Here is a 26,188-nt window from a genome sequence, read left to right as displayed (position 1 = left end):
TCGCATCCTATTACGGAATATGCCCTGATTCTCGCGTGATTATGAAATCCGCTGCCCTTGCCAGCCTCTCTGGACTGAATTAAAGGTACCAGTATTCAATTACATACTATTATTTTGGAAAAACCTGAAGTTGTCAATGTCATTATTATCCAAAGGTTATTAATTCCTTATACAGCAAGCTGTTTTTGAGCATTCCTCCTTAACCAGTGGCTGAAACAAGTTAATAATAATGTCGAGTTTACGATATGTGTCCAACAACCTCTGGTAATACTCTTTCGTATTCCTTATATAAAACATAACGATTAACACCTCTGGAAGAGTTAAGTGCTTCATGCGCGTGCTGAATAGCGGTATCGCGGTTTTCTGCTTTGAGTTCAATACCCGCGAGCAATGTTGATCGCATCCACTGTTTTTTAATGGATTGAAGTCTTTCACGCGCATCTTCACTTTTCCCGTCTTCCAAGAGTAGAATGGTTTCGTAATATGTACGGTAGTCCGATAAGCCGATATGAGGTACAGCTTGCCGAATGGCAAACATATCCTTGCGATATAATCCGTAAGCTGCCTTGAACTGTGCTTGTGTTGTTCTTCGCTTATATTTCTGCATAATTTGCTCCATAACTAGTTCTACCTCATCATCAAGTCTGTTTGCAAGAACATAAATAATGTATGTCCCAGGTGTATTTTGCTGCTTGGATAAAAAGGACTCTAAACGATCTATACGCTTATCAAATACCAAAGGATAAAAAACATGCTTAATAAACGCGATAAGAATGGTAACGACTACACCCCCTATTGTCCAAAATAGTGAATAATCATTCCAGGTCATAAACAAAACAAAAACAAACACCGCCAAATAAAAGACGAATTCCCCCCAAGATTTCCTCATACCTATCTCCTTCTAATAGAAAAATAACCAGCAAGTCTAAATTATATCAAATTTAATTCCCCTTTTTGTATAATCTTAGGAAACAAAAATCACGTAGAATATTCTATCTGTCGCAAAATCAAGCCTGACAGGATTTACCGATACAACAAAAAAAGTCGCTATATAAGCGACTTTCAGTTGAAATAATTGAATTATTATTGTGCACTTAATAGTTCTTCAAAAGCTTTTATATTCGTGTCAAAATCAGGAACGATATGAGTTTCTTCAGCAGATTTGACCAGTTTTACAACTAAATCATTATAAGGTGTCGCAATTCCGGTGCCTTCTGCCCTGCTTGAAACAACTCCGTTAATGTAATCAATCTCCGTTTTGCGCTTCTTCTCCAGATCTTGAAGCATGCTTGCTTTGAGCAATCTGGAGGGCTCCATCACGTAACGTAATGTTTTCACCCGTTCAGGGATATCTTCTTTGCTGTTCAGTTCGAGTGAAGCGATGTCGAATCTATTCATTTTAACTAGGGTGACCCCATTGGCGCGAGCAACTTTAATCGTCTCGTCCGCAATATGAGCTGCACTCACAATGCCGGCTTCGTGATCAATAATGTCCCCATATTCCCCATTCAAAGCAGCGGACAAACCACTGAATGCATTGTTGATCAGCAATTTGGACCATTTGGTTCCAACCAGGTTATCGGAAATATGAGTCCCACCCACAAGGTCCAACACCGATTTCACGTGTTGAATTCGTTCGGTGATTTCACCATTTAATTCACCAATCTGAAAAGCATACTGCTTAAATTGAGTGTACTCGGTAGTCAGACTTGATACACCTGGTTCAATGAACGTAGCGCCAAATTCAACAGAGCCTGCAATGACACGTTTTTCACCCACAATGGACGCCACTTTTTCTTCCGGAATCCCGTTCTGCAAGGAACACACCATACTGTCTTCTTTCAAGAATGGAAGTAATTCCTGAAGAATGGAATCGTTATAAAGTTGTTTGGTTAAAAGTAAGACAAGGTCATATTGTCCTGATTTCTGATCAGGAGTAATGGCTTTTACTTTGGACTGAAACTCTGTGGTACCCGTCACTTTAGCACCCGTCTCATTTAAAGCATCTACATGTTCTTGATATGCATCAATTAACTCAACGTCCAGTCCGCCATCCGCAAGATATGCGCCTACAATGGTTCCCAAAGATCCTGCTCCTACAATTGCAATTCTCATTTTATTTTTCCTCCTTATTTCTCTTCCAGGTAGTTATATACAGGTTGTGCAGCGTTTAAGGTTAGGTTGGTAAGGATATGAGAAGCGGACACCACTTCCAACACAGGCAGATCTGCAAGAGGTGCCAACGCATGTTCGAACAATTGAAGCCGGGCAGGTCCTGTCCAAGCTTCCTTCACTTCGATGTCTGTAATTTGAGTACGGATCAGATCACATATTCTTAAATTCCCGGTATAGTCCGTAGCAATCTTAATCATAAAATTAGGTCGGCATATTTCACGTTTGGCGAGCTCCTTATCCATCTCCACGTGTTTATAGCCAATCGTTGCCGTCGCTACACGCAGCGTTCCATAATCAAGTGTGCCAACTAGTGTATCTGAATCGGTATACAACTTGGGCGCTCCCAGCTTTTTCGGATAGGCGGTGAGCTCTCGACCACTTGTAATCGCGGGGAAATTGTCTACGTACATCGAATGCACATAATCGCCTTCCTCCCCATTAAATTGAACAGGGATAACTTGTCCAGCTTCTGTATAAGCCCCCAGTCCAGAAACATCCGGCATCCACATCACTTCGAATTTAACCAAAGGTTCCGTAATTTCCAGAGGCTCTGGTACGGCTGCCCGCAACGCTTTTTCATCGGTCCGGTAAATAATATTCAAATATTCACGATTCACGAATTTGTACGGTGGCATTGGGTATGCCGGAGCTGTTAGCGGTGTATTCAGATTTTTAGCTATGTTATTCACATCGATTTTCATCAAAGACACCTACCTTATAAATTTAGTTGAATTTGTTATATTAAAATTTGAACTGTATCTCATAAAAAAATTCTACATCAATATTTAAATTTAATATAATACATAATAAGCACTACATATATTTATCAGAATAAATAAGGAGTGTACTTGTATGGAATTGCTTCAACTCAAATACTTTCAGACCGTTGCCTATACTGAACACATCTCCAAGGCAGCTGCACAATTGAATATCGCTCAACCTTCCCTAAGTTTAACGATCAAAAGACTTGAGGATGAACTGGGTACCCCCCTATTTCATAGGAGAGGACGAAACATTCAATTGAACTCCTCAGGTGAAATTTTATTGAAACATGTGAACAGGATTTTTATTGAAATTGAAAATGCAGAGATGGAGATTAAAGCGGAGGAACAGCAAATATCCAATACAATCAGGATCTCAATTACGAATACTCGGTTCCTCACAGGTCTCATTAGTGACTATATCAACGCTTCCCCCGAAACCAAGCTTCATCAAGGCATTGGGACTCGCAGTGAAATTATTACAGGTTTGAAGAAAGGCGACATGCATCTGGGGATTACGGGGCATCCGATTCAGGATGAGGAGATTGAGAGTTTTGTCCTGGTTGAGGAGGATATTGTTCTGGTTGTGCCCACGGATCATACATACGGCGGAGAAACAAGCATTTCATTAAGTGTTGTTGCAAATGAGCCCTTTATTTCCCTTGCCGATAATAAGGAGTACAGCCGGTTTACCTCCATGCTCTGTGAAAAAGCAGGTTTCCTGCCCAAACATGCATTTGAGGTCGATTCTCATACGCTGCTTGAAATTATCAGGCTTAATCAGGGTGTTGCATTACTTCCGATCTCCGTATGTAGAACACTAGGGTTACGTTATGTGAAAATTGCTGATGATTCAGCGATATATCCTATTAGCCTATCCTGGGTCAAACAAAAATGGTTATCTCCTGCTGTAAGAGAATTTCGTGATTTTATTACTTCGTACTATGAAGACCATGCTGGCTTGTTTAAAGTGGAGTAGGATTTTTTTGAAAATAGTAAAGAGCAAAGACCACATTAGCCCTTTGAAGGAGCTGACGTGGTCTATTATCGTTCTCTATTCTCAGCTATACTGCAGTCTATCCTTATACCAAACGTCCGGAATCATCTCACGCTCCAGTTCCAACAATTCATGGATGATCTTGTCCGCGTCACTGATGGAATTCACGAGCGGATCGGTGAGCATCGCCCTTCTCAGCTTCTCGTAGCTCTGTTCCAGAACAGCTTCTACTGTAAGCTCATGGGTATCCAGTACAAGTTCTTGCATCCCTCTTATCCCACGCGGCATCTCGCCTACATGGAGTGGTTTCGCCCCATCCATATCTACATCGCATAGCAGTTCCAGGAACGAATCATTATTCATATTGGTTACGGCGCCTTGATTGAGCGTATTGATGAAGAATTTTTTGCCCAAGTTCCCCACCATATTCTCAATGATGTCGGTCGCATGATCCGGTCCGAAGGTACTCATGTAATCGGCGATGGGGATGTTCCCTGCAAGAAAGTCATCCACCTGACGCCACATTTCGTCATGACGCTCATACCTGTCCTCTGTCTCCCAGATCGATAATGGAGGAATGGCGTCCTCAGTTTTGCCAAGACCTTGCCAATATCGAACGTATTCCTTCGTATGAGCCGTGCAAGTGGGAATGATTCCGAAAATATCATAGAGTTCGTAGGTAATCGCATCGTTATACAGAGCTTTTGCGCCGCGATCGCCGCCGTTATTCTCCTCACCTGCCATCTTGCGCATGGCTTCTGCGATGGTGGGCATCACATTTTTTTCTTCATACTCGGCTTTGAGCAGCCAAGTGAAATGATTAACACCAGCGATGCGAAAATCGAATTTCTGGTTGATCTCTTCAGTGAACTGGCTATTGTCTCCAATGATTCCGGCTCGTACGGCATAATAGGCTTTCTTATGCGGCATATGATGACTATCGCACAGCGCAAACGATTTAAGCTTCGGTGCATATCGATGTAATGCAATGCCATGAACGGTAGACGGGTTAATATAATTGATCACCCAAGCATCCGGACACAACTCCTCAATGTCTTTAGCGCATTCCATAATAACCGGCAGTTCACGCATCGCACGAAAGATCCCGCCCGGGCCAATCGTATCGCCAGAACACATGCGAATCCCATACTTTAGAGAAATCTGGCAGTCGATGCCCCGATATTTTACCGATTCTTCCGCAAAGCTGAGCACAACAAAGTCGGCTCCCGGTAGTACCTGTCTTCGGTCCACTGAACCCTCAATCTTTAGGGATACGTTGTTCTCCTTGGCGACCATTTCCGCTAGTTTTACCATTTTCGAGAGCCGTTCCTCGTCCGTATCCACCAAAGCCAGCGTTCCCTGATTCAGATATGGGGAGTGTACCATCTGCCAGATGGACTGCCGACCAAAAAACAGGCTGCCCGCCCCAATAACAACTACCTTTGGATGCTGTGTACTTGTAGCATTCATCAATAACCCCTCCTCGTAACGATATAAGTTCATTATAGGTGAGTGGGCTGGAATCGGAATGTGTGATAGTTTTCAATACATGTCATATCGTACTGTAGTTAACAAGAGATAATTCCTTTGATATGATAGTGAAAAATAAAGGATGTCATAAAGTAGAGAGGAATGAGTTGGGTTAGATGCATGCAGGAACTGTAAATATGAGTGTAATCGACGAACTTTCGGAGTATATCACACTTCGCATGAGCTCTTATTTGGAACAAACGCACGACAGCAATTGGACGGAGCACAAGTCTCATTCCGATTATGATCTGTGGTTCATTACAGCAGGCTCCGTCCAGATTACCATCAATGGAATTGAGCATATGGCAGAACCGGGTGACGTGGTGTTTTTTTGTCCGGATATGCCCTATATGGCTTCCACGACCGGAGAGCTGTGCCGATTCGTATACATGCACTTTGATTTCAGCATCGCTGAGCAAAAGCGAATTCTCGGCGAGTTTCAACTTCCGGGCATTGTACCTGGCAATCTGATTCAAGAGGAATCAACGCTGTTCACCTCATCCTATCAAAGGTTCAAGCAGAGTAGCGGCGCTTCCGGAAGTCCGCTTTACTTGAAAGCCTCTTTACTTCTCGTCATCGCCAAAATTTTGGAATTACATAGGCAAGGGCTGTATCACGGTGAGTTTCTGAAAAACCGAAAACCGAGGAAGATCGAAGGAAGTCTGGAGGTTCTGCAGAATGTCTTCCCATACGTGGATGCGAACCTGCATCGTGCCATCCGAGTTAACGAACTTGCAGATATTGCCGGCGTCTCTGAGAAATATTTTATTTCTTTGTTCAAAAAAATTCTCGGTATTACACCGGGACAGTACATCAATCAAATCAAAATGAATCGGGCCAGAGACTATCTGTACGAGAAAAAATATACGATTCAACAAATTGCCGGATTTCTGGGTTATCCCGATCCCTTTACGTTTTCCAAAGCATTCAAAAAATTTTACAACGTGCCTCCTTCCAAATTTGAATAACATATGTAGACAAAAAGAAGAGGCAACCTGTCAATCCGGTTGCCTCCATACCTTGGTGAATCATTAGAATCATTGGTTATTGGTTTAATTAGGGTCTAGACCCTTCAGCGCTCCTCATATTCAAAGGGTGCTTCACTCGAATAGATATCATGGAAAAATCCCTTAAATGGTATATCCTCTTCCAGACATTTAATGAGATATAACAGAACCTCGTCATCTTCTTCTGGTTCTTTCCCTTCGCGCTGCGCCACCTCAAAATGATCCACAATATTCTCCAGAAGGCTGACTTGAATAAATAAAGGCAGCTTCTCCAGCATCGCATCAGAAACCTGGGTTTCTGATCTGTATCCGGCGAGCACGGTTTGGAAATACTCATCCATGAACTGTTTACGTTTGTCCGCTTCAGGTTCAAATTGAACCCAACCGACTCCGTTGATCCACATACCTGCGAGGTCAAACATGTACCAGCCATAACAGGAATTGTCGAAATCATATACCGTGATTTGTCCCGTATCAAAATCGATCGAATAATTCCCGTCATTATAATCGAAATGGATCATGCCCAATGTCTCCTGGCTCGACTCCAATTCTTTTACTGCTTGCAGTAGTTCCACCATTTTGCTTCTGAGCAAAGAGAATGATTCAGGGACCAACCTCTCGATATGCTCCGTATTATATTTGTCCAAAAAATGATGCCTGCCATGAACAGGTTCATAGCTTTTGGATAGCTGATGCATTTCCCCCAAAACTTTACCGCTATTATAATAGTATTCGGTAAGTGGGACCCCTTCACGGTACTGATAATGGTTCTCTACCAGCAACTTTCCCTTGGCCTTCACAAACGTACAGATAAAGAATGTATGCTCATCATATGTGACCTCTTCTAGCAGATGGCCCTTTTTCGAGTTGACCACATTCGAGACACTTGCACCGTGCTCAAATAAATACCGAACATACTCCAGTTCGGCAATATAATCTTCCCGCCTTCTGTCAGGCAAAAAAGACACTCTGAGAATTAGCAATTCATGCCCCTCTTGCTCACAAGTGTAAACAACATTACGCCCACCCTCATGAGGCGGAATAAGTTGAATGTTGTAACCCTCCAGGTCAAACAACTCGGATACCAATGCCAATACATGTGTATTGCTGATGTCAACAGCTTTGTTAAAATTAATAATAATCTCCTCCAGTAAACATTGTTTGGACGGTTTCCCGCACTGCAATGTCCACAAAAGGAATCCCTGTAACGCAAATATCCTTCTGTGAACCTAAAGCACAATCACCTTGTTAGACATTGAATTCACTCCTCTTGTTTGAATATCACAAGTTTATATAATTATCCCTGATTTTGCTAGTATAAAATAAAGAACCGCCCATACGGGCGGCGTGTAAGAATTTTGTATAATTACAGGATTTCTCCGTTCGTTTCAATAACTTGTTTGTACCAGTAGAAGGAATCCTTGCGGGTTCTTTCCAATGAACCGTTGCCAGCATTGTCTTGATCTACATAAATGAAACCATAACGTTTGCCCATTTCAGAAGTCGAGCAGCTAATGATATCGATAGGTCCCCAGCTAGTGAAACCCATCAATTCAACGCCGTCAGCGACAGCTTCTTTCATCTGTTCAATGTGGCTGCGCAAGTAATTGATGCGATAAGGGTCATGGACTGCCCCGTCCTCTTCCGGTGTGTCGATAGCACCCAGCCCGTTCTCAACGATGAAGAGCGGCATCCGGTAACGATCATACAATCGGTTCAGCGCGACGCGAAGACCAATTGGATCGATAGGCCATCCCCATTCAGTAGCTTTCAGATGAGGGTTTTTGATCTGACTTACCAGCATACCAGAGTTGCTGTTGTCATTGGGGTCATATTTTCCGATATACGTCATGTAATAACTGAAAGCAATAAAGTCCACGGTATTGTCCCGGATAATGGCATCATCCTCAGGTGCTTTAACCAGTACAATGCCATTTTCCTCAAAATATCTTTGCATATAGGATGGGTATTCGCCCCGTGCCTGTACCTCTGGGTAGAACAGGTTCATCTGATCTTCCTTCATCGTCTGCAACACATCTTCCGGTTTACTAGAAGCAGCATACGTTTCCAGGCGGCAGATCATACAGCCAATCTGAGCATTGGGCATCTTCTCTTTACCACTTTTGACAGCCAGTGAGCTTGCAACAAATTGATGATGAGTTGCCTGATATGCCACCTGTTCCTGTGTACCTTTAATTTTATCTTCCAGAATGCCGCCGCCAGTATACAGACTTGTCAGCATCATATTCATTTCATTAAAGGTGATCCAGTATTTCACTTTGTCTTTGTAACGGTCAAACAGCGTATTGGCAAATTTCAGATACAGATCGATCATCTCGCGGCTTTCCCAGCCGTTGTATTTGCGGGTTAACTCTACGGGCATCTCGTAGTGCGAGATCGTTACGAGCGGTTCAATCCCGTATTTCAACAGCTCGTCCAGCACGTTGTCATAAAACGCCAGACCAGCTTCATTGGGAACAGCCTCTTCTCCTGTCGGGAAGATCCGTGTCCACGCGATCGAAAGACGAAACACTTTGAAACCCATCTCCGCAAACAAGGCAATGTCTTCTTTGTAGCGGTGGTAGAAATCCACGCCGTTCCGTTTCGGGAAATATACGTCTGTGTTACCGCTCAGGTATTCTTCCAATTGAACAGAATCGACGTCGAAGGTGAAATCCTTGCCATTGCGCTCCTCATGAGGAACGAATGGAGCCATGTCTGAGGTAGAGAGTCCTTTGCCGTCTGCATCATATGCACCTTCGAGCTGATTGGCAGCGGTAGCTCCGCCCCATAAAAATCCTTCAGGAAATGAGTGTTTAATTGTTTTTGTCATGTTGTTTCTCTCCTTTTTTTGTATGTGGTATTCATGAAGCTGTCAACGAACGGTGAGGAGAAGCAATTCATTCATTGGAATCACCCCCTTCACCTGAACAGGTACTACATCGAGGTAATCCGGCGTATTGGTTACGATGACTGGTGTCACAAGATCAATACCCGCACCCTGAATGCCATCCATATCAAATTCCAGAAGCAACTCACCCTTCTTCACTTCTTGTCCGGCAACAACCTTCACGTCAAAATATTTCCCTTTGAGCGACACACTGTTTAGTCCAACATGAATGAGAATGTCGATTCCACTGGAGGAGGTCAGCATAATCGCATGTTTACTTTTGGCAACCAACGTGACGGTTCCGTCAAAAGGAGCCGTAACACGTCCATCCTGCGGACGAATGGCAATACCTTTCCCGGTCAATTCCTCGGCAAACGTTTGATCCGGGAGCTCTGAGAGCGGCACCAATTCACCAATGAGCGGGCTGAACACCTCCCCTTTCTTTTCCTCAATGGAATGTACTGTGACAGGTGTTACCATTTCTTGAGAAAAGGAAATGGTTGTATCCTGTTCCTGTTCGGTTAATGTTTGTGTTGAGTCGGACATGGCGGAATTGCGTGTATTTGGCTCATCCCATTTGAGCAGCAAAGTCACCACGAAGGAAACGCTAAAGCTGATGCCGATTCCGATTAATGCATACCAGAAATTGGACATACCACCATTCGGGCCAATGTATAACGGAAGTGAAAGCAATCCTGGTACAGCAAAACCGAAGCATTTCAGACCCACTGCGGTTATAAATCCACCCCCTGCTGCTCCACCGATGAGTGAAGCGTAAAATGGTTTTTTCAGCTTCAAGGTGACACCGTACAGTGCGGGTTCAGTAATGCCAAGCAAGGCGGATATACCACTGGATAAAGCAATGGATTTCATTCTTTTATCTTTGGTCTTGAGGAAAACAGCCGTGACTGCACCAGCCTGGCTCATATTAGTTATCAGGTTGATCGGAAGCAAAAGTACGTCATATCCGAGTTTGCTCAGATTCTGCAATGTGCCTGGGAAGAACGCATAATGCATTCCCGTCATAACAATCAGCGGCATGAAGCCGCCAAGAATAATGCCGGTTAACGGACCCGAATGGGCAAAGAGCCAAGAAGTGCCCATTTCCAGATAGATGCCCATGTAATTCCCTAGGGGGCCAATAGCAATTAATAGAATCGGCACCGTGATGACTAGCACAATCATCGAGGTAAAGATGACTTTGACCGGACCGGGAATAAAACGATCCACCCAGCGATGTACATAACTCAGAAGCCACACACCCAGAATAATGGGAATAACAGACTGGGTGTAATTCACAATGGACACGGGCAGCGAGAGAAAACGAATCGGTTCAAGCTGGTTTGCCAGATACGAGTTCAGAATCGTAGGAAACAATAAAGTACCTGCAAGCGTCAGAGCGATATATTCATTCACTTTGAACTTTCGGGCTGATGATAGGGCCAGAAGAAAAGGCAGGAAATAAAAGGCCGCATTTGCTATTGAAGACAGAACTTGATACTCACCGCTTTTCTCCTGTATCGCGCCAAGTGTAACGAGCAGTGCCAGAATCCCCTTTAACATCCCTGTACCTACGATGGCAGGCAGAATCGGAGTGAAAATGCCGGAGATCGTATCCAAAACAGCATTAATCCCTTTAGAGCGTGGCGCGTCTATTTCGGTCTTCGATATGCTACTCTGCTTCATTTGATCCTCGATCTGCTCATATACGGCTGCAACCTGGTTGCCAATGACCACCTGAAACTGATCGTTCTGAAACTGTGCGCCGAGCACACCATCAAGCGCTTTGATCAGTTCCAATTGAACTTTGTTTTGCTCTCGAACGTTGAAACGAAGCCGTGTGATGCAATGCCAGGCTTGGGTAATATTCTCTTGCCCTCCTGTTAACTGGATAATTTCTTTGGACAACTCCCGATGATTCATGTTGCTTCCTCCTTTTTTGGCGAAAAAAAAACCAAATGTAATACCGGCCCGCCGCAGATGCGGAGTCGGAAACATTTGGTGGTGCCTGATCGAATCAGTAACACTCCATATTCAATTCATTTTGATGATGGTATAACTTCAAACAGGTTGTATGGAGATCAATCCGGATCGGTACGGGATGTCACTCTCTCGATGTGGATCATGAGATATACCATCTCATCGGGAGTAATCACAAATCCGCGTTGCTGCTCCATCGCCTCCTTTATTTTGAGTGCGCATTGGAAACTGACAGGATACCGCTCCGACAATACATCATATAGAAATTGTTGATCTTTGAACGAGAGCACTTCACGGTTCAACTGACGAACAATGAAGTATCTCAGATGGGTGATGAACCTGGAAAAATCAGCAGATTCCTGATTCAGTGCCATTCCAAAATGTTCAGTCATGATACCTAAAATGTCATTAATCATCTGTGTAATTTTAATCGTTTGGTTCATACTGCCCGAGTCGAATTGTGAGTTCACGAAATGAAGGGCAATTGAACTTGATTCACCAGATGGCAGTGAGACTAGAAAAGCATCATTGATTTTTTGAACTGCCCATTCTCCGGCACGGTATTCGGCAGGATATAGATGGCGAATGTCCCAATGAAGCGGATTTTGCACATCCACGCCTTTTTTGAAACGATCCAGCGCAAAATGAATATGGTCCGCCAGTGTTAACAGGATCGAGTCATTCAGCTTTTTTCCAATCATCGTCTTGCCTTCCTCAATAATCTGATCCGTAATGTCGATGACTTGCAGAGGGATATCGTTGAGAAATTGCTCGACTCGCTGATATTTATCATTCGAGCCGATTCGGAACATTTTCTGGATCTGGCTCTGCTCAATCGGCTGTCCTTTTACTTTTTTGAAGCCAACACCCGTTCCGATGACAATGACTTCGCAGCCTTCGGCGTCTTCCGCCAGTGCGATGTTGTTATTTAACGATTTTTTAAACCTCATGATGCAATCACCCCCAGTATGCAAAAAGCACCACCAATGTCCAATACACAAGTAATAAACAAACTTGTGAAATCCAGACTTTGGTGGTGCCTGATCGAATCAGTGACACTCCTTATATAGCTGTATCTTATATCAGCTATGTAATCGTTGTCAATACCATTACTCTGGAATTGTTCTGCGTGTGGTTCATCGTGGAACTTTCCCTCTATAAATTGTTATCAAAACGCATAACCTATTCATCTGGAGTCTTATTTTCCTGAGCATCATAATAGTATCGAATCAGAATATCCTGATCATAGTTGCCAAAACCTTTGCCAAACAGCGTGAGTCCGCCTCGGCCATCTACTCCTTCTTCCGGTCTTAATCCCAAGGTCCAATAGGTGGATGCACCCAGATTCAGGTCTTGAACGCGCACGTCCGAGATGCGCTGACCATCAATAAACGTGCCTTCCCCGTTAATACGCAGCATTTTCAATACACCATATTGGTTGACATCCAGCTTCCACCATAGTGGAGTATGTTTACCTTTCCGATCCCCGAAATCGCCAGGGCTTGTCCAAGTACCGAGATCATTGCCGTTAAGGGTAAAGCGAATATCAGACGGCCAGTTTTCGTTCACCTTTGGCGCTTCCGAGCTTAGTTCAAGGGAAATTTCAATCTCTCGAAGATGCTGATCATTGTACAGATAATTGGGAATCTTATATTCAAGAAAACCTCGTGCCATCCAAAGGATTCCCGCGTTCACCCGATCCGGGTCCATAAAGCAGGCCGGTGTGTCGTACTGTCCAATCATCTGCGTAGTTGTCGCAATCCCGCAGGTCGGCCATGCTTCATAATCTGTATATTGACCTACCGGTATGGATATTTCATGGTAAGGAGCGTCAACAGGCTCTGGTGACAGGTTAATAGTCATGAACTCTCGTACGATAAAACAGTACTTATAGGTTCCGCCGTTCTCCCGTTTCATTCGGCTACCGACAATTCCGGCTTTTTGCAGCTTGCTTACATGTGTACTTACAATAGCTTTGCTCAGAAAAAGCTCTTGGGCAAGCGCATTGATATGCATTTCTCTTTTTTGTAGCAGCAGGCGCACAATGTTTAAACGGGCTTCACTTGCCAGTGCCTCGTAAATTAGTAATGAAGCTGCATCTGTCCCAAGCATCATGATGTTCACTTCCTTTTTGAGTAAAATCGATCTATTTAAATATCAGGATTCGCTATTTTACGAACTCATTAAAATGAACTTGCTCAATATATAAGCATTATGATACATATTAGATAACAAATCAATGATTTGATTTTGCCTTTAAGCGAATTCAATATCACTATTACTTCTTTCAAGAATATGAATTCATCCAATGGAGGTACTTACCATGCTTACATCCAAAATGCTTATCGATAAAGACTTTCAGATTGCTGAAGTAGATCCGCGTGTCTATGGTTCATTTATAGAACATCTGGGGCGGGCCGTATACGGCGGTATTTATGATCCAGGTCATCCTACTGCCGATGCTAAAGGTTTTCGTCAGGACGCCATTGAAGCGATCAAGGCTCTGAACGTACCCATCGTTCGGTATCCGGGCGGAAATTTCGTATCCGGTTACAACTGGGAGGACGGCGTTGGTCCGGTAGCGGAGCGTAAACGCAGACTTGAACTGGCATGGTGGACGATTGAAACGAATGCCGTAGGAACGAACGAATTTGCAGACTGGGCCAAACTGGTTGGAACCGAAGTGATGATGGCTGTAAATCTGGGTACTCGCGGCATCGATGCGGCCAGAAACCTGATCGAATACTGCAACCATCCATCCGGCACATACTGGAGTGATCTGCGGATCTCTCACGGTTACAAGGACCCGCATAAATTCAAAACCTGGTGTCTAGGCAACGAAATGGACGGGCCTTGGCAGATTGGTGCAATGACTGCATATGAATATGGCCGTATTGCCAATGAGACAGCCAAAGCGATGAAATGGGTTGATCCGGATATCGAACTCGTCGCGTGCGGCAGCTCCAGCCGTGACATGAGTACATTTGCAGATTGGGAAGCAACCGTGCTGGATCTCACCTATGAAAATGTGGACTACTTGTCCCTGCATCAGTATTACAACAACAATAAAGACAACACGTATGACTTCCTGGCGACATCGCTGGATCTGGATCAATTTATTGATAGTGTTGCTTCAATCTGTGATTTTGTACAAGCCAAGAAACGCAGCAAAAAGAAATTAATGCTGTCTCTGGATGAATGGAATGTCTGGAAATCCATCGGCACAAGCCGTATGGAAGAACGGTGGCAGATTGCGCCTCCAGAGTTTGAAGATGTGTATACACATGAAGATGCACTTGCTGTGGGCTGTTACCTGATTACCATACTCAAACACGCCGATCGTGTAAAAATGGCTTGCCTTGCTCAGTTGATTAACACCATTGCACCAATCATGACCGAGAATAACGGAGCGATCTGGTTCCAGACGACCTATTTCCCGTTCATGCATGCATCCAACTTCGGACGCGGTACGGTGTTACGGTCCATCACAACTTCACCTAAATATGATTCCAAAGACTTTACAGATGTACCTTATCTCGAAGCGATCAGTGTGCATGATGAAGAGAACGGTACGATCACAATCTTTGCGGTAAACAGACATCTGGATGAGCAGTTGGAACTCAACGTAGACCTGCGCTCCTTCGGAGAAACGACATTCGTGGAGCATATTGTACTGGAGAACAACGATCTGAAAGCAACCAATACGAAAGAAAACCCGCGCAACGTTGTTCCTCACAATGGCGGATATACAACGGTTGACCAGGGTAAAGTGCAAGCAGTCTTGAACAAAGCATCATGGAACGTGATTCGCCTCAAAACCAAACAGGCATAAAGGCTTAATAACAGCGGAATAGAATCGGTTTCCACTCTGCAACATCAGCATTGTTTTTCGCACCGCGTGCAGCTCCCTGCGCGCGGTGCTTTTTGCTGCATGAGGGTAGTCGGCTCAACTACATAGTTCCAAAGTTAGACGTTTGGTGCGTATTGGAAATCTCATATACAGCATAAGCAAATAAGCCACCCTCCGTTTGCCGTACGGAGAGCAGCTTTCAGTTAAGCATCTAGCGGAGAAGATAAGGAATAGAACAGATATCAGAAAGAGATCAAATCACCCAACACACTAGCAATACTTCCTTCCCAAATGAAAAGAAGGTTGTGTTCTATTTCACGATTTTCATTTCAAGTATTATCCTCGTTGTGCTTCCTCTTCACCTTCGGCTTCTGCCGCAGCCTGGCTTGCTGGAGTCATCAGCCCTTGAACCGCCCCCATAAATGGCTGAATCTGCTTAATCATGCCATACCCCATTTTGACCACAGGTGTAAACCGCTGGATCATGCCAAACAACCGCATACCACCGCCTAACATGCCTCCAATCGAGCCTGCACCGCCAAGTCCGCCAAAGCCACCTAACAATGAGCCTAGCATAGGCATGAAAGATGATACCTGGGCTTGCCTAGACGTTGAACGAGACATCGACCGGGATCGTACCTGCGACTTACGAGTACTGTTCACCCGTTTATGGTTTCGAGAGGATGCTGTTTTTCTCGTAGCCCCTGCTTTAGGTTTGGTTTTGCGAGCACTGCCTTCAGATGAGCGTGCTGTGATTGCGGCCTGAGTAAGCTTTCCGCCCCCGGTCAGCACTACGCCTTCGCTGTTAACGCCAGAGATGTACCCGACGTACGTTTCGCCATTATGAAGAGTCACGCAGACTGGGCGATCCTTTAGCCGTTTCACCCGGACGTGTATTTCACTGGTTTTAGCCATGGAATTCACCTCACTTGACTTGATCTACTTCAGTCTACGCAATGGGTGGACGACTTGCCTGTGCGAATAGTACATCCGTGTGCCGAAATTGAAAAATGACCAGCGCTTTATGGGATAGAAATACACAGCAACGAGATAATCTGGAAATTTTCAGATTGGAGTAATTATTGATGGAAAGATTGCTTTGTGGAACCTCTGCCATCTCCTACCTCAACCTCCGCATATGCTCCGTTCTCTCATCATTTCATTTAACTCAGTCGCACGTAATTTAGCCGGTGCAGACTTCGCTTTGTTTTGAGTCCAAATCGTTTCTCCACAAGCCACAAGCGGCGTTATATCTTTCATATTCTTTAACCAGCATATAACGCTCGACGCCGTTTGAGGCATTCACTGCTTCCTGAGCGTACTGAATTGCTCTCTCGGGATGACCCAATCTGCGTTCAATTTCTGCAAGCAGCGCATATCGCATCCATTGCTTTTTAATCGAATGCAGGTGTTCCCTGGCCTATTCACTCACTCTGCCCGTCTTCATTGTGAAATAGTTTGAGGGGGCTAACTCTTCCGGTAAGCAACCTTGTGAAAAGCATTGATATAACGAAACAGTGCCTCACCATCATCAGACACATGCGTGCTTCTGTCCAGTGGCAGCATCATTGCCTGATATGGTTCAGGCACCATTCTATATTGATGGACATAGGAGGTCAAGATGAACCCGTTGCGTTGCCAGAACTGAATACGTTCCTGATGAGCCCCCGTTGTCCCGGATTCCGCCTCGATAAGTATCCCTTTGATCTCATGTTCCCTTAATGCCCAGGCTCTGAGCTGCTCCAGCATCCAGGTTCCTATGCCCAACCCGCGCAGCTTCTGATCAACTGCGAGGTAGTCAATGATCAGAATGCGGTCCACAGCCTTCCCCTCCAGTCCAGTAACAGCCATCGCAAGCACTTTTCCCTGATGCACGCCCGTGTGTAAATAACCAACCCCTCGGTCCAGCATACTGCGCAGAATCACTTTTGTCTTCGCACCGCTTTGAAAGGCCTCATGATAGATCCGCTCCATCCGTGCCCACATTGTTTCATCCCACTCCTCTATAGTAGTAAACTCTAATTCCAGCATCTCGTTCGCCTCCAGAATTTAATTATACCTTCTAATACGATTCAATATAAAATCGGTGCTCAACCTGTTCTCTTTATAACGCCAATTTGGTCAGGAATTGTTCAATCTCGTCCATATACCCAGCGGTGGTAATACTTCTTGGAGCAAAGAGGAATCTCAGCCCTATTCTCCATTCCGAGCCTGCAATGGATGTAGGAAGCATCGAATGCTCCGTGTTTTGAAAAATCTTTTTGTGAAGCAAATACGACGGTTTGACTTCCTGACGATATGCACGCTCGGTATCCTTGATATCGACATTGACGTCATTCGCTCCAAGCAATAGCAGGACTGGTGTTTTAAAATTATGCAAATCCTCCGTTGCATCCACTGTGAAGTTTTTAATCACAAAGTTCCAACGATCCTTGATCATCTGTTCCTCACCTTGACGTGCAAGCCTAATGTATTCCTCATAAGAACCATGACGTTTCAACACATCATTGATCTTGTTATCGTAATCCACCTGTGCTTGTATCTCAGTGGCCGAAAATCCATCCTTGGCCATTTGACTCCGTGTGTTGTATTCTCCCTGTCTCAGCCAATTGATCGCTGGAGAAACGAGAATACTAAATGCGAGATTTTCCTTGCCTGCAAGCTTGGGAATGACCCACCCTGCCTGACTTGCTCCCCATACACCAATTTTGGAACCATCAATCATCGGTTGCTCTTTCGCCCAAGCGATAGCTTGCTCGGCTTCAACTACGCGATCATCGATGCTTTGATTCAGCCAGTTGCCTTCGGAACCACCTATGCCGCGTTTGTCCAGCGACAACGAAGCGTATCCTATGGAAGCAAGACGCTCCCACAATGGCTTATATCCATCACTATGTGTCGAATCAATCGGACCATCACCATGGATGAAAAGCACGAGTCCCAGCTTGCCAGATTCGTTTTCAGGCAGAGACAGTGTACCTGTCAGTTTGCCTTGTGGGGTTTGAATTTCGATGTGTTGTTCGACCATTCTGTAGTCCTGTTGCACAACAATGTACGTTCCTGTACCAACAATTAATAAAATGAAGACGAGTAGTGAAATCCAGATTCTTTTACGTTGAAGCATGATATTCTCCTTTGCGAGTCATATAATTCCATTGTTGTTCACCGAGAAGCATGCCGGTCATCCAGCTTTTTGTACTGTTTTGTGTGTGAAACTGCAGACGTTCGTACATCCGAATGGCTTTCAGGTTGTGACTTACCACATGCAGACTGAGATACGACATCTGCGGGGATTGCAGCATGTATTGCTGCGCCCAGGCGAGTAATTGTCTGCCGATTCCCTTGCTCTGATGTTGTGGATGCACAACGATATCCTCGATGTAACATTCCTGCGTCACAGGTTCGTGTTTCAGCAAATGAATTCCCGTTAACATCAGAAGGCGTCTCCAAGCGCCGATGTGATTGCAAGCGTCCCACACCTGGGAACCTCTCACCTTTCCAGCGATCTGTTCATGAGAGCACGGCTTCCACTTCAACGACATCGTGCCCACAATGACATCGTCTTCTCGTGCGACCACGCGCAGATTTCCAGTATCTTGGGGAACATGATGCAGCATCTGCTCAAAGGCTGTAGCCAAATCTGACAAAGACATTGAAGTGGATCTCTGAAATTTATGTCCAAATCCATAAGCCATCAGTTCGCTGGCTATTTTGTAACGATCAGGCTGGATGCGTTCAATCTGAACGAGATGTGTCATAAGGCAAACTCCTGTTCTGTTATGATCTGTGACAGTAATTCATAATGAAGCTTGTCGCGTGTGAACAACGATAAATACGATTTTTCCACTATGAGTAGTGGCCTCTGACAGACATACCCCACCTCTTCGGCGTTAGCATAAAAATGCTGAATGTGAGCAGCCAGTTGTTCTTCATTTTCCACAAAAAGATGACAGGACAGATATGTTCCCGCTGGCAGCACCAGATGGCCCGTTCCCTCGATGGCGGAAGTGTACAGGCCTACAATACCGGACGAATCGTAGACATAATGGAGATCTGCTTCAAACAGATTGGTGATCTTGTCTTTGTGCTGTACAAGTGTCTGCGCATTCAGCGTGGCAGTAGCCTCCATTTCAAACCATAGCGATAGCGGCGTGGCTTCGCGCTGAATGATTTTACATGCTGTCTCCACCGGATCTGCAAGATGTGCTTTTTCCTCCAATAACTTCTCCATAAAATGCTTGGTCTCCTGAAGTTTCTTAATCTCGGCTTCGGTATCGGTCAGTGCCTGATGAAAGAGCAGTGTGATCTCTTGGGGAGTCAGACGTGTAAGACATTCTTTGATCACTTGAACGGACAGCCCCATCTTACGCAGCAATAAAATATGGGCAAGCCTGTACACTTCATCCATGCCATACATTCGGTACTGATTATCACCTGTGTAAGCCGGATGCAACACTCCCTTTTCCTCAAAATAACGAATTTGATGTACCGATACGTGCATCAGCTTGGCCAATTCGCTAATTGTAATTTCAGCATTCACTGTCATCTCCACCTTCGCTGTTCTTCCTGTACATAGCATAAACCTTAGGTCCGACCTAAGGTCAAGCCTCGTTTTCAATTCAAATCAGTTTTTTTCGCAGATGTACAAAAAAAGCAAGTCATATTGCTGACCTGCTTTGGATTTGATTTCTATTTTCGAGGCTGTATTACAATGAATGTAATCATCTTATTGGGGGGCATACCGATAGAAACCCCAATAAAAATCAGTCCAACAAACGCACCAAAAATGGTCTCGGTTCCTGCCCTTTTTCTATGTATCTCTTCAACGTTGCGCTGACATGCCAGAAATTTCATGATAAGCAAGTATATAGCGATGGAATGAACACCACTTATTTATTACTTAATGATACACAAAACGGACAAGCCACATATGTGACCTGCCCGTTAGGTTCACTCCATTCAATATTGATAATACTCTTTCCGTAAAAATGTGCTAATTCGATTTCTTGCATTTTCTGTCTCAGATATGCTCAACATACATCTCATTCAAAATATAACCCACACGATATGTGTGCTCTGCCAATTCAGATTTCACATATGATTCAATATCAGTCTTTTCGATATTGTACATGACCTCCATTTCTCTAGAGAAAAGAAGGTGTCCCTCATTGATTTTCTGCTCCAACGAGGTTATCTGTTTTGGTTTCAGATCACCACCAAGCACCTGCTGAAGTGCTTGCACATATGTCTCAAGAGAGCGCGCTCCGACAATTTTCATACCCTGGTTCTCTTCATTCACAATGATAATTGATGGGAACCCTCTAACTCCCAAACTAGCGACACTCTCAAAGTCTTCCTCTAATAACTCTTGTGCAGATTGCTGTGCAGCCGCCTCAACCACATCTTTTCCATTCAAGCCCAGTTGATTGACGATATCCGTCAGCACATCATCTTCTCCAATATTTCGATTGAATGCAAACACGGCTTCACGCGCACGTCTTAAGAAGTCCTGCTCTTTACCAGGGTGTGTACTCTGAATGACCTTAAATACGCGAGATGGCGGATAGGAAGAAAGTATTGGATTATCGTGCCATAAGGAACCGTCGATGGGCATGCGTGAATGTTCACCCACTTCCTTCCAATGCTCTGCAACGTCCGAAGGTTTCTGAATCCCGTTAGCGCCATCCGAGAAACCATTCCAGTTAGCCAGTAGCCCTCCCATTTTGATTTGCAGCGTAAAATAATGACCGTATTCCTCAACAAACCGATGAAGCACCGGCTCTAGCGCCCAGCAGTGAGAGCAGATCGGATCTGTTGCGTAATAAAGAGTTATCCTTTTCTCAACGTGATTCAGATTGATTTCTTGCATCGCCTCTTCCTCATTCACACCACATACGCCTGTTTCCAGATCACACATCATTGATTCGTTACTCACGTTTATCCCGCCTTTATATTGTCTTATGAATTGATTTTCTTGTGTTAGTTTGATTATAATGTTTACAATCTTCTGAACAAGTACGATTCTTTTTCTGACTTAGTATCAAAAAGTATACTATTGGAGGGTGTCAAGTGAAGTACGAGTTTAATTTCGATCAGTTATGTCCAGCGACTTATGCATTTCAGGTCATTGGAGGCAAGTGGAATCTTCCGATCCTGGCAATCCTCAGTGAAAATGACTGTATACGTTACAATGAATTAAAAAGAAGACTGCCTGGCATTACCGGAACGATGTTAACGAACTGTTTGAAGGATTTGATTCATTCCGGCATCGTGCATCGGGAGCAATATAACGAGGTGCCACCGAGAGTGGAGTATTCGCTCACAGAATCAGGCAAGGAATTGGTTCCTTTAATTGAATCCATGGTAATATGGGGTCAGAAAAATATGACAGCAGGCGTGAAGGAACAAGAAATATAACATCTGGCCTAATGTAACCCCTCAGCATAGATGTTCATTTTTGAATCGCTCTGTACACTTTGTTCAACGGCAAAAAGGCTATTTCACTGGACCGCACGTCCTTTGAAATAGCCTTTCATTTATAAATGCAAGACAGCCGCTTGTTTACGACGTGTACTCATCTAACTATTCAGGTCGTCATCTTCCTCATTTCCTAAATACATAACCGTTTTTTCTCCCTCAACCAATCTAATGATCTGCTTTCGTAATTTTGAAGGAAATAAAGGTAGTTCGTTTATATTTTTAATTTCGAGCCATTCATATTCCACTTGGTTTTCGTCACTTGGCAGAATAGAACTATCTTGGTCCATCAAACCTATGTACTCGCATAAAAAAACAAAATCTACACGATGAAGAGCTTCACCGTATACCCCTTCAATGACAAATTCCAGTGATAACGGTTCTACATCTATTCCGATTTCTTCCGCAACTTCACGCTTCACAGCATCCGTCAGGGTTTCACCTGCATTCTGGCTCCCACCAGGCAGGATGTAGATGACTTCATCATTATCATCCTGCTTCATTGCAAGCATTCTCCCGTCTTTAATGATCAATGCTTTTGCAGAATTTCTAATCTTTCTCTCCATTACTAATCCCCCATATATATCTGTATCATGTTGTTGAAGGTTGATTCCATTTAACCTCACGATCTCCATGAAGAATATTTTAACACATACATCTAAACAAATTCTGAACAATCAAATCAACTCACTCTTGGCGACCTCCATGAAAGCAGCCATGGACGGAGAGATCCATTTTTCCCGATGCCAGAGCATTTGCGCAGAAAAGGATACATCTGATAAATCCCACGGCAGAGCAACCACTTCCCCATCGCTCAACTCTTTCTTCAAAGCCATTTCAGGTAATAAAGCAATCCCTAGACCAGCCGCAACACATTGTTTAATGGCTTCTACACTATGAAACTCCAGCTCTGTCAGAGCATCTGCACCTTTCTTTGTTATGGATTGGTCAAAATAAGTGCGATACGAACAGTTCTTTTCGGTCAGCAAAAAATGCTGTTTGTGGAAGTCATCGATAACTAACGCGGAACGCGATGCTAACATATGATCGGGAGAAACGACCATTTGAAAGGTCTCATCCTTTAAAAACTCGGAATGAAGGTCTTTGGAATTCATAGGCTCATCCAATACAAAGACGACATCGGCATGCCCTTCTCTCAGACTCGATTTAAGCTCTTGTCCAGACAAGGGGCGGAACAATAACCGCACACCAGGATAGTCCGCTCGGAAGCGTTTGAACAAGGCTGGAAGAAGATATGCACACAGCACTTCGTCTGCTCCAATCACAACCGTTCCCGCCAATTCTCCGTGCTGACTGGATATGCATTTTGCTTCCTCTACATCGTTTAATATCTTAGTGGCGTAAGGCAGAAACTGTTGGCCAGCATCCGTTAACACAACCTTTTTGCCTAATCGATCCAGCAATTTCACCCCAAGCTCTTCTTCCAGCGATTTGATTTGCATGGTTATGGTAGACGGTACATAGCTCAATAATTCAGCAGTTTGACTAAAGCTGCAGGTCGATGCAAGCGTCCAAAAGGTTCTTAGCTGGCGTATTTCCATGAGTCAGGCACCTCCTAAGTTCAAAATAAATGAATGATATGTTCGATAACGTTTCGTTGAATTGATAATAGACGTATTGTAGAGTGAAATCAAGTTATTACTATTTTATAAGGAGAATCAATCTATGAACGATTATGAAACATATAACCTTGGAGATACATTACTTCAATCGGGACAACAGCTCCCTCAAGCCTTTATCGCTTACAAGACCTATGGAAACTTAAACGCGGCAAAGGACAATGTTATTGTTGTCCCAACATGGTTTGCTGGAATTCACACAGATAATGAATGGTTAATTGGAACGGACAAAGCACTGGACCCCAGTCGCTATTTTATCGTTGTGCCCAATATGTTGGGTAACGGTTTATCTTCCTCTCCAAGTAATACCCCTGCCCCATATGATAAGAACAACTTCCCCCTCATCTCCATGTATGACAATGTGCATGCCCAACATCAACTCATCACTCAAAAATTCGGTATCTCCAAAATCAAACTTGTTGTGGGCTGGTCTCTGGGAGCCATGCAGGTTTATCAATGGGGAACCAGTTATCCTGAGATGGTCGAGCGTATTGCCCCCTTTGGCGGAACGGCAAAGAGCAGACCCCATACACAGCTGGTATTCGAAGCGATGATCGCGGCGTTACAGGCAGATTCGAATTATAAAAATGGTAGATATGAGCGCCCTCCGGTTGCCGGTCTCGCAGCGATGGGACGAGCTTATGCTCCATGGGGGTTCTCGCAGGCGTACTATTTGGAGAAATTGTATCAATCTGAGGGTTACAACTCCTTGAAATCTTATGTAGAAGATTACTGGGATCAGGTATTTCTTCCCTTCGATGCTAACGACTTGATTACCATGTTGCGTACAGGAATCTATGGAGACATTAGCGATAATCCCGTAGATGACGGCAACTTCGAACAGGCGTTAAGCAAAATCACTGCTCCTGCACTCGTAATGCCAGGATCAAGTGACTTGTTTTTCACGCCAGAAGACAGTGCGTATGATGCTCAGCATATGCCAAATGCTGTGTATCAACCTGTAGAGTCCAAGTGGGGACACTGCTTTGGAATCGGAGCAAACGAAGAGGATTCACTCGTTATCGATCATCATCTAAAGCAATTTTTGGAGACATGAGTAAAAAAAGAAGGAGTACAAAGTAAAAAAAGTGCACAAAGCTCATTTATCTTTTCTCCGCTACAACTCAAAAGTAAAAAAAGATACCGGTTCTCGTCAATAACCTTTATATCCCGTTCCCCCTTTCTCGTTTAGAATATTTTCAAGTAAGCGATATTGAATTACGACTGATAAGGGGGAAAAGAAATGAACAAGAAAACAAAAGCCTTAGTCTTGTCTGTGTGCATGTCAACCTTATTACTCGCAGCCTGTAGCAATGGAAGCGGTGCTGATAAAGGTTCAACGACGGACACGGATTCCAACGAGACTGGAACGACCACCATTCATACCGTAACATCAGAATACACTTCTGCAAAATATCCAAAGGGCGACGATATCACCAACAATGTATGGATTAAGCGATACAAAGAGAAATTTAATATTGATGTCAAAACAGACTGGGTTAGCGATGAGTACGATACAAAACTCAATTTGGCTATCGCATCGAACGATCTTCCTGACGTATTCAGAGTTAATCCATCACAACTGAGACAGTTAGTCGAAGCAGATATGGTCATGGACCTTTCCGAGGTCTTTGATCAACACGCTTCAGATCGTCTCAAAGGTTACATGGAAGCAGATGCGGACAGTTACGAATCTGGAAAGAAGGACGGTAAGCTATACGGGATACCACAGATGCACTGGGGATTAATTGAACAACCAGACTTCATCTGGATCCGGAACGACTGGAAAGAAGAATTGGGAGTCCAAGATCCGAAATCTGTGGAAGACATCAAAAATATCGCACTAAAATTCATGGAAAAGCACGGTGGTTATGGTATAGCGGTAGACCAATCGTTGGATTACCTCAACCTTCTGGCCATTGCATGGAATGCGCATCCGGATATGTGGATGGAGGATAGCACTGGAAAACTCGTGTACGGCTCCGTGCAGCCTGAGATGAAAAATGCGCTGGCTGAGTGGTCAGAATGGTACAAGCGAGGCATCATTGATCCGGAATTTGCAATCAAAGACTTTAATGCGATGAACGCGGATATCGTAGCCGGCAAAGTGGGCATGCAGCCTTATTACCAATGGTGGGGTTATAATCCGGGTGTCGATACGGTATCCAACTTGGGTAAAGACGCTATCTTCTATCCTTATATCATTCCTACCGTCGATGGGAAGGAAGCCAAACAATCCATCTTTTTCGCCAACAACAATTATATTGTCATGAAGAAGGGATTCAAGAACCCCGAGAAAGTGATCCAAATTTTGAACGACTATGCTTATATCGTGGATGAAGGCAATGGCAAGGAATCGACAGAAACGCTATCTGCTTTGCTGGATAACGATATTGCCCATGTTGTTGGAGCGTTCCGTGTACTTAATCCAAATTCCGATTACGAGCAATTTGAGGCGGTCTCCGCTGCCCTTCAATCCAAGGATACCAGTGGACTTACGACTTCGGGTATGTGGCAAAAATATAATAACAGTGTTGAATTCATGGAGAACGCAACCCCAGGAGCAGTTGGTGATTATTTGCAACAAGGGGCTCCCAAAAATGCGTATGGACTTGCCAAAAAAGTACTCGACAGCGAAAACTATACGAAGACAGCCTTATGGGGTGTTACACCAGAGATCCTGTCAAGCTATGGAACAACCTTGGATGATATCCTGACGGAGGGCTTCACCAAGATCATTATGGGTAGCGAAAGTATCGATTATTTCGATGTAATTGTCCAGAACTGGCGAGCAGCCGGAGGTGATGACGCAACCCAGGCCGTCAATGAGGCATACGGAAAATAAAAAGTCTGTTGCCAAGAAGGGATGAGAATGTTCTCG

Annotated in this window: 23 protein-coding genes; 6 read left to right on the top strand and 17 right to left on the bottom strand. The window is 44.2% G+C overall.

Annotated features, from left to right (window positions below):
- Positions 1-238: 238 nt before the first annotated feature.
- From J2X75_RS07595 to J2X75_RS07585, 3 genes are all read right to left on the bottom strand, one after another.
- Complete coding sequence (locus J2X75_RS07595) at positions 239-889, bottom strand: hypothetical protein (RefSeq protein ID WP_310335462.1); 651 nt, start codon at positions 887-889, stop codon at positions 239-241.
- Positions 890-1,083: 194 nt separating this feature from the next.
- Positions 1,084-2,115, bottom strand: coding sequence for a ketopantoate reductase family protein (locus J2X75_RS07590; protein ID WP_310335460.1), 1,032 nt, complete (start codon positions 2,113-2,115; stop codon positions 1,084-1,086).
- A gap of 14 nt (positions 2,116-2,129) precedes the next feature.
- On the bottom strand, positions 2,130-2,876 hold the full coding sequence (locus J2X75_RS07585) for an acetoacetate decarboxylase (RefSeq protein WP_310335458.1): 747 nt from the start codon (positions 2,874-2,876) through the stop codon (positions 2,130-2,132).
- A 151-nt stretch (positions 2,877-3,027) separates the two neighbouring features.
- Here J2X75_RS07585 and J2X75_RS07580 point away from each other — a divergent pair, with 151 nt between their 5' ends.
- A complete protein-coding gene (locus J2X75_RS07580) occupies positions 3,028-3,915 on the top strand; it encodes a LysR family transcriptional regulator (RefSeq protein ID WP_307536448.1) in 888 nt (295 codons plus the stop codon).
- An 81-nt stretch (positions 3,916-3,996) separates the two neighbouring features.
- Here the strand turns inward: J2X75_RS07580 and J2X75_RS07575 are convergent, their stop codons facing one another.
- On the bottom strand, positions 3,997-5,403 hold the full coding sequence (locus J2X75_RS07575; protein WP_310335455.1) for a family 4 glycosyl hydrolase: 1,407 nt from the start codon (positions 5,401-5,403) through the stop codon (positions 3,997-3,999).
- 197 nt (positions 5,404-5,600) lie between these two features.
- Between J2X75_RS07575 and J2X75_RS07570 the strand changes: the two genes are divergently transcribed.
- A complete protein-coding gene (locus J2X75_RS07570) occupies positions 5,601-6,431 on the top strand; it encodes an AraC family transcriptional regulator (RefSeq protein WP_310335453.1) in 831 nt (276 codons plus the stop codon).
- A 104-nt stretch (positions 6,432-6,535) separates the two neighbouring features.
- On the opposite strand, the gene J2X75_RS07565 is transcribed toward J2X75_RS07570, so the two are convergent.
- The 5 genes from J2X75_RS07565 to J2X75_RS07545 all read right to left on the bottom strand — a co-directional run bounded on the left by J2X75_RS07565 (position 6,536) and on the right by J2X75_RS07545 (position 13,455).
- Positions 6,536-7,663 carry a phosphotransferase enzyme family protein gene (locus J2X75_RS07565; RefSeq protein WP_310335451.1) on the bottom strand — a complete coding sequence of 376 codons (1,128 nt, stop codon included), beginning with the start codon at positions 7,661-7,663 and terminating at the stop codon, positions 6,536-6,538.
- Between the two features lie 173 nt (positions 7,664-7,836).
- Positions 7,837-9,303, bottom strand: coding sequence for a glycoside hydrolase family 1 protein (locus J2X75_RS07560; protein ID WP_310335449.1), 1,467 nt, complete (start codon positions 9,301-9,303; stop codon positions 7,837-7,839).
- A 42-nt stretch (positions 9,304-9,345) separates the two neighbouring features.
- Entirely contained in the window at positions 9,346-11,283 is a 1,938-nt protein-coding gene (locus J2X75_RS07555; protein ID WP_310335447.1) for a beta-glucoside-specific PTS transporter subunit IIABC, read from the bottom strand.
- A 158-nt stretch (positions 11,284-11,441) separates the two neighbouring features.
- Positions 11,442-12,290: a BglG family transcription antiterminator LicT gene (licT, locus tag J2X75_RS07550; RefSeq protein ID WP_310335446.1), complete on the bottom strand. Its 849-nt coding sequence runs from the start codon at positions 12,288-12,290 to the stop codon at positions 11,442-11,444.
- Between the two features lie 232 nt (positions 12,291-12,522).
- Positions 12,523-13,455: an ArsR/SmtB family transcription factor gene (locus J2X75_RS07545; protein ID WP_310335445.1), complete on the bottom strand. Its 933-nt coding sequence runs from the start codon at positions 13,453-13,455 to the stop codon at positions 12,523-12,525.
- Between the two features lie 208 nt (positions 13,456-13,663).
- Here J2X75_RS07545 and arfA point away from each other — a divergent pair, with 208 nt between their 5' ends.
- Positions 13,664-15,172 (top strand): arabinosylfuranosidase ArfA, encoded by a 1,509-nt coding sequence (gene arfA, locus J2X75_RS07540; protein WP_310335444.1) that lies wholly within the window; start codon positions 13,664-13,666, stop codon positions 15,170-15,172.
- Positions 15,173-15,526: 354 nt separating this feature from the next.
- Here arfA and J2X75_RS07535 read toward each other — a convergent pair whose 3' ends face one another.
- The 6 genes from J2X75_RS07535 to J2X75_RS07510 all read right to left on the bottom strand — a co-directional run bounded on the left by J2X75_RS07535 (position 15,527) and on the right by J2X75_RS07510 (position 21,125).
- On the bottom strand, positions 15,527-16,105 hold the full coding sequence (locus J2X75_RS07535) for a hypothetical protein (protein ID WP_310335442.1): 579 nt from the start codon (positions 16,103-16,105) through the stop codon (positions 15,527-15,529).
- Positions 16,106-16,657: 552 nt separating this feature from the next.
- Positions 16,658-17,221, bottom strand: coding sequence for a GNAT family N-acetyltransferase (locus tag J2X75_RS07530; protein ID WP_310335440.1), 564 nt, complete (start codon positions 17,219-17,221; stop codon positions 16,658-16,660).
- Between the two features lie 73 nt (positions 17,222-17,294).
- Complete coding sequence (locus J2X75_RS07525; RefSeq protein WP_310335438.1) at positions 17,295-18,314, bottom strand: alpha/beta hydrolase family protein; 1,020 nt, start codon at positions 18,312-18,314, stop codon at positions 17,295-17,297.
- Positions 18,301-18,948, bottom strand: coding sequence for a GNAT family N-acetyltransferase (locus J2X75_RS07520; protein WP_310335436.1), 648 nt, complete (start codon positions 18,946-18,948; stop codon positions 18,301-18,303). The genes J2X75_RS07525 and J2X75_RS07520 overlap by 14 nt, the downstream gene beginning before the upstream one ends.
- On the bottom strand, positions 18,945-19,736 hold the full coding sequence (locus J2X75_RS07515; RefSeq protein WP_310336684.1) for a helix-turn-helix domain-containing protein: 792 nt from the start codon (positions 19,734-19,736) through the stop codon (positions 18,945-18,947). Before J2X75_RS07515 ends, J2X75_RS07520 begins: the two co-directional genes overlap by 4 nt.
- 474 nt (positions 19,737-20,210) lie before the next feature.
- Positions 20,211-21,125: a DsbA family oxidoreductase gene (locus J2X75_RS07510; protein WP_310335434.1), complete on the bottom strand. Its 915-nt coding sequence runs from the start codon at positions 21,123-21,125 to the stop codon at positions 20,211-20,213.
- Positions 21,126-21,259: 134 nt separating this feature from the next.
- On the opposite strand from J2X75_RS07510, the gene J2X75_RS07505 reads away from it, so the two are divergent.
- Positions 21,260-21,607 carry a winged helix-turn-helix transcriptional regulator gene (locus J2X75_RS07505; RefSeq protein WP_310335432.1) on the top strand — a complete coding sequence of 116 codons (348 nt, stop codon included), beginning with the start codon at positions 21,260-21,262 and terminating at the stop codon, positions 21,605-21,607.
- 161 nt (positions 21,608-21,768) lie between these two features.
- Here J2X75_RS07505 and J2X75_RS07500 read toward each other — a convergent pair whose 3' ends face one another.
- A complete protein-coding gene (locus J2X75_RS07500) occupies positions 21,769-22,233 on the bottom strand; it encodes an NUDIX domain-containing protein (RefSeq protein ID WP_165980276.1) in 465 nt (154 codons plus the stop codon).
- Positions 22,234-22,344: 111 nt separating this feature from the next.
- The gene (locus tag J2X75_RS07495) at positions 22,345-23,229 is read right to left on the bottom strand and encodes a LysR family transcriptional regulator (RefSeq protein ID WP_310335429.1); all 885 of its coding nucleotides are present in this window, start codon (positions 23,227-23,229) and stop codon (positions 22,345-22,347) included.
- Positions 23,230-23,353: 124 nt separating this feature from the next.
- Here J2X75_RS07495 and J2X75_RS07490 point away from each other — a divergent pair, with 124 nt between their 5' ends.
- Both J2X75_RS07490 and J2X75_RS07485 read left to right on the top strand, forming a co-directional pair.
- On the top strand, positions 23,354-24,364 hold the full coding sequence (locus J2X75_RS07490; RefSeq protein ID WP_310335427.1) for an alpha/beta fold hydrolase: 1,011 nt from the start codon (positions 23,354-23,356) through the stop codon (positions 24,362-24,364).
- Positions 24,365-24,550: 186 nt separating this feature from the next.
- Entirely contained in the window at positions 24,551-26,152 is a 1,602-nt protein-coding gene (locus J2X75_RS07485; RefSeq protein ID WP_310335425.1) for a type 2 periplasmic-binding domain-containing protein, read from the top strand.
- Positions 26,153-26,188 lie beyond the last annotated feature (36 nt).

The organism is Paenibacillus sp. 2003 (genome assembly GCF_031455635.1).
In the GTDB taxonomy this organism is placed as follows: Bacteria; Bacillota; Bacilli; order Paenibacillales; family Paenibacillaceae; genus Paenibacillus; species Paenibacillus amylolyticus_B.
The sequence above is the reverse complement of the archived record's forward strand: the minus strand, read 5'-3'. Positions and strand labels throughout refer to the sequence as shown.